Annotated in this window: 8 protein-coding genes; 3 read left to right on the forward strand and 5 right to left on the reverse strand. The window is 58.3% G+C overall.

Translation table 11 applies throughout. The annotated features are described in order from the left end of the window. Positions 1-217: 217 nt before the first annotated feature. The 5 genes from IPM39_20355 to IPM39_20375 form a co-directional block, all read right to left on the reverse strand. A complete protein-coding gene (locus IPM39_20355; protein MBK8988386.1) occupies positions 218-2,026 on the reverse strand; it encodes an AAA family ATPase in 1,809 nt (602 codons plus the stop codon). A gap of 23 nt (positions 2,027-2,049) precedes the next feature. Beyond that, the gene (locus IPM39_20360; protein MBK8988387.1) at positions 2,050-3,270 is read right to left on the reverse strand and encodes a PD-(D/E)XK nuclease family protein; all 1,221 of its coding nucleotides are present in this window, start codon (positions 3,268-3,270) and stop codon (positions 2,050-2,052) included. Positions 3,271-3,582: 312 nt separating this feature from the next. After that, positions 3,583-4,626 (reverse strand): Fic family protein, encoded by a 1,044-nt coding sequence (locus IPM39_20365; GenBank protein MBK8988388.1) that lies wholly within the window; start codon positions 4,624-4,626, stop codon positions 3,583-3,585. A gap of 7 nt (positions 4,627-4,633) precedes the next feature. Further along, positions 4,634-4,792, reverse strand: coding sequence for a hypothetical protein (locus IPM39_20370; GenBank protein MBK8988389.1), 159 nt, complete (start codon positions 4,790-4,792; stop codon positions 4,634-4,636). 245 nt (positions 4,793-5,037) lie between these two features. Then, a complete protein-coding gene (locus IPM39_20375; protein MBK8988390.1) occupies positions 5,038-5,547 on the reverse strand; it encodes a hypothetical protein in 510 nt (169 codons plus the stop codon). Positions 5,548-5,959: 412 nt separating this feature from the next. Between IPM39_20375 and IPM39_20380 the strand changes: the two genes are divergently transcribed. The 3 genes from IPM39_20380 to IPM39_20390 all read left to right on the forward strand — a co-directional run. After that, positions 5,960-7,129: a DEAD/DEAH box helicase gene (locus tag IPM39_20380; protein ID MBK8988391.1), complete on the forward strand. Its 1,170-nt coding sequence runs from the start codon at positions 5,960-5,962 to the stop codon at positions 7,127-7,129. After that, a complete protein-coding gene (locus IPM39_20385) occupies positions 7,117-10,524 on the forward strand; it encodes a hypothetical protein (GenBank protein ID MBK8988392.1) in 3,408 nt (1,135 codons plus the stop codon). The genes IPM39_20380 and IPM39_20385 overlap by 13 nt, the downstream gene beginning before the upstream one ends. A 226-nt stretch (positions 10,525-10,750) precedes the next feature. Continuing rightward, the coding region (locus tag IPM39_20390) for a hypothetical protein (protein MBK8988393.1) at positions 10,751-11,067 on the forward strand (317 nt) is incomplete at its 3' end.

Consider the following 11,067-nt stretch of genomic DNA (forward strand, 5'->3'; position numbering starts at 1 on the left):
TAAACCGATTCTCAATTACCAATGAGCGCTCTGAAAAAACCGCAGGAGATTTGGTGGGGTTTTTCACATCCCCTAATCCCCGCTCTTTCTGAGGAGTTTACATGGGCTGAGGACACCCGGCTACATGAAACGATACTGCTGGCGAATTGTTTTATCGCTTCAAAGGTCACAAAAATCAACTTTCAAGGTCAAAAGTGATCGAAATCTGTTTGTTTCATCACCGATTTTTGACCTGTTTTGAATTCGCCAGCAGTATCATTTCAGGAGAGGTCGTGGGTTTGTTAGCAATATAGGCGCAGCTTTCCAGCAGGTTTTCTAAAAGTTGCACCATTGCCTGTAAAGCCGGGTCGGCCGTTTGCGTGTTCAGGACAAAGCGGCTGCCGACGATGATGAGCTTGCTGCGCGGCCGGGTGATAGCCACGTTGAGCCGCTCCGGCTGGAAGAAGAATTCGGCCACATTGGCGGCAAAGCCGGGGTCGGAGGTGGTCAGCGACAGGATGATAACGTCGCGCTCTTGCCCCTGCATCCGTTCGACAGTATCCACGACGAGTTGACGGCGGAGGCTGGGTTCCGGCACGTACTCCCGCAGCAGGTTACGAATCAGCCGCCCCTGTGCCCGATACGGGGCCACGACGCCAATCTCCTCGGCGGGCAGGCCGCAGGCCAGCAGCGTGGTGATGAGGTCCACGACGGCCGACGCCTCGATTTGGCTGTAAACGGTGTTGTTGTGATGGGCCAGATCCCAGAAGACCTTCGGTTCGTCGGGGTGCAGGATGTGGGCCAGCCGGGTGGGTGGCGTGAGGTAGTGGAGGCGGCGGTGGGCGGCGGTGGGCACGGCCGTCAAAAGCCCCTCATAAAACTTCGCGCTCGGCCACGCGGTCAACACGTCATTTAGCCGGTACGTTTCCGTCAGCATCTTATCAAAATTCTTGCCTGCCAGATAAGCAAAGACCGAATCGCGCAGCGCCCCACCCGTCAGCCGCGTGGTCAGCACCGGCGGCAGCTGTTTGTGGTCGCCAAAAAAAATGTACCGCTCCCCGGCCAACATACCCATCACCGCCAGCGGCAAGGTGATCTGGCTGGCTTCGTCAAAAATCACCGTGTCAAAGGCCACCGCTTGCAGCCGTTTTGTGCGCGGGGCAAAAGGCGTCGCGCCAATCACGTAGCCGCCGCTGGCATCGGCCAGTGGCGATTCGTGGAAGTTTTCGTAGTTGGGCGCGCGCAAATGGTGGGCATGAATCGGGTGGCCGATTTTAATCACGTCCAACTCTGGGTCGAGCTTGACCAGCGCGTTGAGGGCGTTGTTAATGGCGCGATGGGTGAAGGAGCAGATGAGGACGCGCTCGCCATCATAGGCCAGGGCGCGGGCCAGCGCCGCCAGCACCCTGGTTTTGCCTGTGCCCGGCGGTCCTTGCACCAGAAAGGCCAGGTCGGTGGCGTAGGCGTTGGCTAAAGCTTCGCTTTGGTCCCAATTGAGTTCCTGCGTTTCGCCGATGTCCAGCCCACGAGCGTACAGGGCGGGGTCAATGTTGGGCCGGGCTTCGCCCATAAGCAGAGGGAGGATGCGGGTACGGCCGTTTTCTGTATCCCCCACCTCGACCAATGCGCTCAGGATGTAGGCGCTTAAATCGAGGAAACCGATATCCAGCGTCCAGCCGGTCGGTTGCGCAAACAGACTGTCCCAATCCACAAAGCTGTCACAGGAGATGAGCAGTTCGGTCTCCTCGTCTTCCACCAGGTTAACCATGATGCTGTCGTGGGCGAAGGGGTCGTTTTGGCTGAGGCAGAGGATGTCGCCGGGGCGGAAACGGGAGATGTTGCGGCGGCAATTCAGCGCTACCAGTTCATCGTTGCGGACTTTCTGGAGGGCGACGCCGTCAATGGCGTAGCCATCGGCGACGCGGGTGGCGAGGGGTTTTTCCCAATGGGCATGGATTTGTTGGCGCTGCGCGGCCGTTTCCGTCAGCACCAAGTCTTTGAGGTCGTTTAGGAAGCGGGCTTTGCGTGAGTGCGGTTGTGGGGTCATGTCTTTGCTCGCCTGTTTGATGCCTAAAAACCGGTTGTTCTACTGAGTCCATCTGTCCATAACCATGTTGCGCTTTGCAGTGCGGTCGTTATCTCCCCTAACCTACTGCATACAAAACTTTCCCACTTCTGCTGCACCTTAGGCGTCAATTCATCCAGTGTAGCACCCTCGTAATCCCTGGCCCTTAGATAATCCTGGCCAAAAATGGTTTTGTAAGAACCTTGAACAGAGCCACCACGCTTACTGACGTTAAAAACCTGCGGGTATGCCAATGCCAGGTTGTATAATTGCTCTCGCAGCGGATGTGGCCCTGGACCAATATACAGCCTCAGGAGCAATCTATCGGCGCGATTGCTAAACTCCAGCAGCAGCATTCTGCCCGTGGGCGTCCAGCCTTCCCCTTGCCGCAAGATAGGCGCATCCCAGGCTGTCGAACAGCAGCGGACGTAGGTTTTGGTGGCATGGTCCAAAATCATGCCCGGCGTGGCTTCAATCATTGTGATGAGATAATCGCGCAGTTCGCTTTGCAAATCGGGGCGGTGTTCATAAATCAAGTCCAGGGCACGCTGGTGTTTCTTGTAAATGCGCTGGGCCAGTTGGGCGATGTCGCTGTCGGGCATAATGTGCCTCCTGAGCATTTGCGCGTAATGGCGCATGAGGGCTTGCACGTCCGCATCCAAAGTGGAGGCGCGGGTATCGGCGATTTTCATGACCAGGTCGTGGATACGGCCGTAATCGAGCGGGATATAACGGTCGTCTGAAGGTTCACGGCTGTCCGGCGCCAAGAACAATCCCACAATTTGCCAGTCGGGGTAGCGTTGCCGCACAATGCGCCAGTAGCGCTGCAACTGCTCCGAATGTTCGCCGCTATCCACCTTGTTTTCGATGATGACAGCGAAGCGGTGGGTTTCGTCTAGCAGCAGGATGTCTATGTTCTGCCATTCACGCAGCACTTGCAGGTCGTCGAGTTTCCAGAGGGACAGGTCTACTGCCGTTATCCCCGTTTCATGTTCGCTGGTTTGCACGGCCGTTAGCAACAATTGCTGCCCAAACGCTGCCCCCAAACCGTGCCGCTCCCGCGGATTAAGCAGGAAGGCGAGAAAATCCGAATGCCTTACCTCCTGCCGCACCGCGCCGATGGCTTCAAAGATGTTGAACTCATCCAGCAGCGCTTCCAATTGGGCCAGTTCGGGGTTGTCCAGCAGAAACGTTTCCAGAGCCTTCCTGTCAGCATCAAGTAGCATGGTAACACCCTACGCAATCCATTGCCGCATAAGCGCCGGCGACTTCACTGCCTCGTTTGGAGTCATGTTGCCCGGCTTAACTTCGTCGCGCCGCGGTTCTTGTTGAACTCCTATGTTACGGCCGTATGTTACCTCAGAAACGGATGTTTTGTCATTTGTTAGCCGTTGCCCGGCCGCAAACAATCCGGCTGGCGTTAGGCGCGACAGGCTATCGGGCAGGCATCCGTTCCTCCACCCGCCAGACGACCGGCGCCAAACGCGCCGGATGGGGCGAAAGAAGGCGTCATTCGATATTGTTTTGTCGTCCTTACATTACATCTCGGCGCGGTTAGGCGGGCGGCGGTAATGGGTGGCGCGCCCCCTACCCTGCCGCGTGATCAGACCCAAATCAATCAACTTATTAAAATCGCTTGTGCGCGTTGCTTTGGCCCTGTCCGTTAGCTGCCCATAATCTTTGTCGGTGATGAAGCCATGTTCGTCAATATAGGCCAAAATTTGTTGGTGATAGGGCTGGAGTCTGGTTGCCGGCGATAGCTGTGTCTGCTGAATCTGCTTTTGCACCCGCCGCAGTTCGTCTAGAATGCCTTCGGCAAAGTAGACAAGCCAGGGTGTGAAATCGAGCTGGGGGGCTAGCTCGTTGTAATCGCCAAACAGTCCTACATGTTGGAAATAGCGGGTGACGTTTTGGTTGTAATAATTCTCAAAGCTAAAGAGGTTGAAGGTGTTAAGCCCTAACCCCGCCAGCAGCAGTTTGGTCGCCAGCCGCGTGCCACGGCCGTTGCCATCCATAAACGGGTGAATCACCACCATTTGTTTATGAAACAGTCCCGCCAGCAGCAGCGGGTCCAGCCGTTCGCGGTTTTCCTCCACAAAGGCGACAAGCGCGGCCATCAGCCGGGGCACGTCTTCGTAATTGGGCGGGAGATAGACGATCTCCTGGCTGCGGGGATCGTAGACGACGACAGCTTCGCGCCGCCACTGACCCAGTTGATGAGGGGGCAGTAAATCGGCCATCACCCCGGCTTGAATTTGTTGGATGAGAACGGCCGTAAATGGGACATCCAGTTGTTGGTTTAGCTGACTCAAGACGCGATTGTAGTTGACCACCTCTTGCTCGCTCTGCCGCATGTGCGTCGGCCGCTGCTTGAGCAGCCGCTTCACTTCGGTCAGGGGCAGCGGGTTGCCTTCGATGCTGGTTGAAGCGTAGGTGGACATGGCTCGCGCGGCTGTTTGCATCTCCAGAAAGACGACATCGGGGACGGCCTGTTGATTGAGGTCGTGTACCAGCAGGGCGATCTGTTTGATCAGGCTGAGCAGATGGGGTGAGATAACGTATTGGGGATTAAACGGCTTCATCGCCTGATTATAGCCTATTTTGCGCCGATTTGAGAACGAAGGCGTGTAAAACAGTGCGCCAACGTTCTTTTGACGGATGTAGCTGGGTATTCTTACCGTACTCCATCTCAAAGAGGTAGTTGCCGTTGGCGGTATCGAAGGCTTGGCGGTTGAGGATGAGTTTCATGGCGTAGTTCTCCGGTGTTACGGCCGTGTGTTACCTCAGAACGGCCGTTTTGTCATCCACGCCAACTAAAGGCAGAACTGGCGGCGATAGGGGATGAGACGGCCGTTGGGACATTGGCTGTAAGCAAGGTAGGCAGTTTTTGTGAGCATGGGTGTCACTTTCCGGCTTGACTGGTGTCGAGATGCCAATTTTGCACCAAGCGCTATGATGCCAGGCAACACAGTGGGACGATTGGCAAAATTGTCCTACGCGCGGTCGGCGGGGATGTAGGGGATGAGTCCTTTTTCGTAGGCAGCTTCCTGGAGGTGGCGGGGTAATGAGCGGGCGTCCATGATCAGGCCATTCACCTGAACGTACCAGGCCATCGGGTTCTTGTCCATGCGGCTGGGTATCGTCCATTCTGGATCCATCAGGCCGATGTTGAACAGGTCGCGGATCTCTTTAGATTTGTTGGCGGGGCTGCTTTTGCCGATGGCGAAATGGTCGCTGATGTCGGTAGCGGCGATGGAGGGGGTCTGGCTGCGGTCGAAGGCGAAGTTGACGGTACCGATGGCGTGGATGATGCCGGCCGCCCAATTTTTCGGCCGGCCGCTGGTCAGGGGCGACGGCCGTTTGCGGCACAGTTTCGCGGTCATCTGGCGGCACATAGCGGCGTATTCTTCGTTGAGTTTTGCCCGGCAAAAGTCATCGGTCAGGGCAGTGATAGCGTCATAGGTGGCTTGCATGGTTTTGGGGACGGAATAAGGGTCTTTCATCTCTTTCTCCTTTTTTGGGTAATCTGTGGCAAAAGCCTTTTGGTTCTGGACTGTACAAGTTAGGCGGCTAATGCAACGATTCAATTGTCCTGTAAATGATTACCTGGTTGCTACGTTGGGCAGCACGGCCGTTAGCCTCTGGTTGGAACTCACGTGGGGGAAAGATAGCATAAACACACCTGCCCGGCTACTGCGATGGAGGTGCTGGCGGGAGGGTTTTCCCCAGGGGAATGAGCAGGGGCAACGGCTGTGTTCCCACACCCCTCCTCTCCCCTTTCCCCATTCCCCATGACCATGACCATGCTTCCATTGACAAACCTGCCCGGTTGAGAAACAATCTGTTATGTCTATGAGCTTGTTGTCGCGCACCCATAGCACGGCCGTTTCCACACATCCATAAGGGGCAAACACGATGGACGTTTTCAACCTCCGCCGCCAACTGATTGACGACTACAGCGCCTACATCGGCAGCTTCATTCAAATCAACGATAAGCGCATCCAACAGCATGTCTACGACGAACTGCAAGCCGGTGTCCTCTGGCCGGACCCCCTTATTCAACTCAATCCCACCTTTGAACCGGGGGCATGGATTGATGATCTGGTCACAACCGGCGTGCTGCACCCCCGCGGCCACGACATCTTCCGCCTCAAAGCCGACAAAGACGGCCATGACAGCAAACCGCTGCGCCTCCACAAGCACCAGACCGAGGCCATCGCCGCCGCGCAATCGGGCGACAATTACGTCCTGACCACCGGCACCGGTTCCGGCAAAAGCCTGGCCTACATCATTCCCATCGTCAACCACATCCTCAAGCGAGGCAGCGGCAAGGGCATTCAGGCCATTGTCATTTATCCCATGAACGCCCTCGCCAACAGCCAGTTTAACGAACTGGAGAAGTTCCTGGGACGTGGCTTTGACAAACCACCTGTCACCTTTCGCCGTTATACCGGGCAAGAATCCAGCGACGAGCGGCAGGATATCATCGCCCACCCCCCGGACATCATCCTCACCAACTATGTCATGCTGGAATTGCTGATGACACGGCCGTTTGAGCGTGACCTCATCAAGGCGGCCAAAGGGCTGCAATTCCTGGTCCTCGACGAACTGCACACCTACCGCGGACGGCAGGGAGCCGATGTTGCCATGCTCGTCCGCCGCGTGCGGGATGTCTGCGACAGTCCCCAGATGCAGGTGATCGGCACTTCGGCGACGCTGGCCGAGGGCGGCGATTTCGCCACCCAGCAGCAAACGATTGCCGAAGTCGCTACCCTACTCTTTGGCGCGCCGGTCAAACCAGGCCGGATCATCGGCGAAACGCTGCGCCGGGCCACCGCCGACCGCGCCCTCGATGACCCGACGTTTATTCAGGCGTTGCGCAGCGATGGGAGGGGAGACCCCCCCTCCCTACTCCCCATTCCCTATCCCCTATCCCCTACGAAACCTTCGTCGCCGACCCGCTGGCCGTCTGGATTGAGACGACTTTTGGGCTGGAGACAGAGCCGGGCAACGGCCGTCTGCGCCGCGCCAAACCCCTGTCTATCACCGGCGAAAACGGGGCCGCCGAACAGTTGGCCGCCCTGACGGGCGTCGCGGGAGACATCTGTACAACGGCCATCCAGCAAACCCTGCTGGCCGGGTATCATGCCCTGCACCCGGAAACCGGCTTCCCCGCCTTTGCTTTCCGCCTGCACCAGTTCATCAGCCGCGGCGATACCGTCCACGCCTCGTTGCAAGACCCGGCCGAACGATACATCACCCTCAAGGGACAGCAGTATGTCCCCGACAATACCCGGCAGCGCCTTTTGCTGCCGCTCGTTTTTTGCCGCGAGTGTGGGCAAGAATACTACGTCGTCAATCGCCGCCACGATCCTGAAACCAAGGCCCTGGTCTTCACGGCCCGCGAACTGCGCGACCAGACCAAAGAAGGCGACCAGCAGCGCGGCTTTCTCTACCACAGCCCGGCCGATCCCTGGCCCCACGACGATGAGGCCATCTACGAACGACTGCCCGAAGAGTGGGTCGAGACGACCAAAAGCGGCCTCCTGCGCACCAAAAGCCATTACCGCAACAAAGTGCCCCAGGCCGTGCGGCTGAACACGTTGGGCCAGGAAGTGGCCCAGGGCGCAACCTACCACTTTGTCCACTCGCCCTTTCCCTTCTGCCTGCACTGTGGCGTCGCCTATGGCAGCCGGGAGCGCTCCGACTTTGGTAAACTGGCGACTCTCTCGTCTGAAGGGCGCAGCACGGCGACCACCGTCCTCAGCCTGTCGGCTTTACGCGCCCTGCGCCGCGACGAGGCGCTGGAACAAAAAGCGAAGAAGCTGCTCAGCTTCACCGACAACCGCCAGGACGCCTCTCTCCAGGCCGGGCACTTCAATGATTTTGTCGAAGTCGGTCTCTTGCGCGCCGCGCTGTATCAAGCCGTGCAGCAGGCCGGAGCCAACGGCATCCGCCATGACGAATTGGCCCAGCGTATTTTCACCGCGCTGGCTCTGCCTACTGACCTCTACGCCGTTAACCCGGATGTGAAGTTCAAGCAGAAGCAGGAAACCGACCTGGCGCTGCGCGACGTACTGGCATACCGGATTTACCAGGATTTGCGCCGTGGCTGGCGTGTCACCGCCCCCAACCTGGAACAGTTAGGACTTCTCCAGATAGACTACGTCTCGCTGCAAGAGCTATGTGAAGACGAGAAAGAGTGGCAAGGTTGCCACGCTGCCCTGAAAACGGCAGTGCCCCAAGAGCGCTACGCCGTCGCCAAAGTTTTACTGGATGTGCTGCGCCGGGAACTGGCTATCAAAGTGGATTATCTTGACCCCCTCTACCAGGAGCGCATCCAACAGCGCAGCAGCCTGCGGCTCATCGAACCCTGGGCCATTGACGACGAAGAGGCGATGATCCACGCCGCCATCGCCTGGCCCCGCGCCAGCCAACAGGGGGATTACGGCGGCCATCTCTTCATCTCTTCACGCTCCGGCTTTGGCCTCTACCTGCGGCGACAGAACACCTTCCCCCACTACCCCAATCCGCTCAAGATGGTAGACACGGATGAGATCATCCCGCAGTTGTTCCAGGTGTTGGAAGCTGCCGGACTGGTGGAGAAGGTCGCAGAAAAAGAGAAAAAGAACAAACAGGATGCCGATGAGCCACCGGGCTACCAATTACCGGCAGATGGCATGGTGTGGCTGGCGGGCGACGGCCGTTCCCCCTTCCATGATCCCGTGCGAATGCCCCGCCTGCCCAAAACCGGGCTGCGTACCAATCCCTTCTTCGTAGACTTCTACACCCAGGTCGCGGCCGGTTTGCAGGCCACCCAGGCCCGCGAACACACCGCCCAGGTCAACATAGACGACCGCCTGGAACGCGAAGCGCAGTTCCGCACGGCCGTGCTGCCCATTCTCTACTGCTCGCCGACAATGGAACTGGGGGTGGACATCTCGCAGTTGAACGTGGTCAACATGCGCAACGTGCCCCCCACCCCGGCCAACTACGCCCAACGCTCCGGCCGCGCCGGACGTAGCGGCCAACCGGCCCTGGTCTTCACCTACTGCACCACCGGCAGCCCCCACGACCAATATTTCTTCAAACAACCGGAGCGCATGGTCGCCGGTTCCGTGACCCCGCCGCGCCTGGATTTAGCCAATGAGGACTTAATCCGCGCCCACGTTCATGCCGTCTGGTTGGCCGAAGCCGGGCTGCACCTGGGGTCATCACTCAAAGAGGTGCTGGACCTGGCGGGTGATCCCCCGCCGCTGGCGTTGCTGCCCTCCATTCAGGCCGGGCTGGACGACACCCTGGCCCGCCAGCGGGCAACGCAGCGACTCAAGGCGATTCTGGCGACGATACAATCGCCATTGGCGGCCGCTGGCTGGTACAGCGACGACTGGCTGCCCAAAGCGTTGCAGCAAATCGGCGACCAGTTTGGACGCGCCTGTGACCGCTGGAAAGGGCTGTATCTGGCCGCCTTGCAGCAGCAGTCCGTCCAGCACGACATCATGAAAGACGCTACCAAGACCCAAAACGAGAAAAACATCGCCAGCCGGCTGCGGGCAGAGGCCGAGGCGCAGCTCCGGCTGCTGACCGACAACCAGAACGTCATCCAGTCCGATTTTTACAGCTACCGCTACTTTGCCAGTGAAGGCTTTTTGCCCGGCTACAACTTCCCCCGCCTGCCGCTGTCGGCCTACCTGCCCGGCCGGCGCGGGAAGCGCAATGACCGGGATGAATATCTTTCCCGGCCACGTTTCCTGGCTATATCCGAGTTTGGCCCGCGCAGCATTATCTACCACGAAGGCTCGCGGTACGTCATTAACAAGGTGATTTTGCCGGTCGGCGATGAGGACGTGCTGACCACCAGCGCCCAGTTGTGCCCATCGTGCGGCTACCTGCACCCGGCGCAGAACAGCGGCCTGGATTTGTGCCAGCAGTGTGGCAAGCCGCTGGACATTCCCCTGAACAATCTTTTCCGAATGCAGAATGTGGCGACCAAACGGCGCGACCGCATCAACAGCGACGAAGAAGAGCGCACCCGCATGGGGTATGAGCTTAAGACCGGCGTGCGCTTCAACGCCCATGGGCAGCAGCCCGCCTGTCAGGTAGCCATGGTTGAGGGAGCCGGTGGCGCACCGTTGTTCAAGCTAACCTATGGCGACGCGGCAACGGTGTGGCGCATCAACATGGGCTGGCGGCGGCGCGATCCCCAGGACCCAGCCGGCTTTATGCTGGATACCGAGCGGGGCTACTGGCAGAAGAACGAACGGGACGTTGACCCTGACCCCGACGATCCCAACAGTCCCATGCAAAAACGGGTTGTCCCGTTTGTGGAAGACAGGCGCAACTGTTTGCTCGTGGAACCTTTGCTGCCCCTGGACACAGAGACAATGGCTTCGCTGCAACCGGCCATCAAGACGGCCATCCAGCTCTTGTACCGACCAGCACAATCTCCGCCTGCCGGATACCGCGCAGAAATTCATTGAAAGCTGCCACACAAAGCCGGATTTCTGGTATGGGGAGAGTTATACGGCCGTTTACATTGATGGCCCGGCCCATGACCACGCCGACATCCAGCAGAAAGACGCCGCTATTGCCGAGTGCCTGGAGCAAACCCTGGGCGTCACCGTCATTCGCTTCCGCTATGACGGCGATTGGGCAGCCATTGTGGCCCAATACCCGCAAATCTTTGCGTAGCGGAAGGAGGAAAGTATGGCCCTCGCAGAAATACATGGGAAAACGCCGTTTCTCTACTTTGAGGATTTGCTAACGGCCGATGTGTTTGCTGCGTTTCGCTATCTGCCAGCTCAAGAGGGAATTTATGCGTTTTTGCGCTCGGTACCGGGTTTGGGCAAGAAACTGCCAGCACTTACCGGTGAAAATGTTACGGCTACATTTTATTTCTGGCCGATGGGCGAACAGCGTCGCCGTGAACCGGATATGCTGCTCGCACTTCAAGTGGGGCAACGTCTCATCCATGTCGTTGTGGAGGCAAAGTATTTGTCCGGTGCGAGTGACCTGGAAATCCG

The organism is Candidatus Leptovillus gracilis, assembly GCA_016716065.1.
In the GTDB taxonomy this organism is placed as follows: Bacteria; Chloroflexota; Anaerolineae; order Promineifilales; family Promineifilaceae; genus Leptovillus; species Leptovillus gracilis.

What these genes read in the sequence shown, in the direction of transcription:
- IPM39_20355 (MBK8988386.1), bottom strand. Translation starts at nt 2,026, where the DNA reads ATGACCCCACAACCGCACTCACGCAAAGCCCGCTTCCTAAACGACCTC.
- IPM39_20365 (MBK8988388.1), bottom strand. Translation starts at nt 4,626, where the DNA reads ATGAAGCCGTTTAATCCCCAATACGTTATCTCACCCCATCTGCTCAGC.
- IPM39_20370 (MBK8988389.1), bottom strand. Translation starts at nt 4,792, where the DNA reads ATGAAACTCATCCTCAACCGCCAAGCCTTCGATACCGCCAACGGCAAC.
- IPM39_20375 (MBK8988390.1), bottom strand. Translation starts at nt 5,547, where the DNA reads ATGAAAGACCCTTATTCCGTCCCCAAAACCATGCAAGCCACCTATGAC.
- IPM39_20380 (MBK8988391.1), top strand. Translation starts at nt 5,960, where the DNA reads ATGGACGTTTTCAACCTCCGCCGCCAACTGATTGACGACTACAGCGCC.
- IPM39_20360 (MBK8988387.1), bottom strand. Translation starts at nt 3,270, where the DNA reads ATGCTACTTGATGCTGACAGGAAGGCTCTGGAAACGTTTCTGCTGGAC.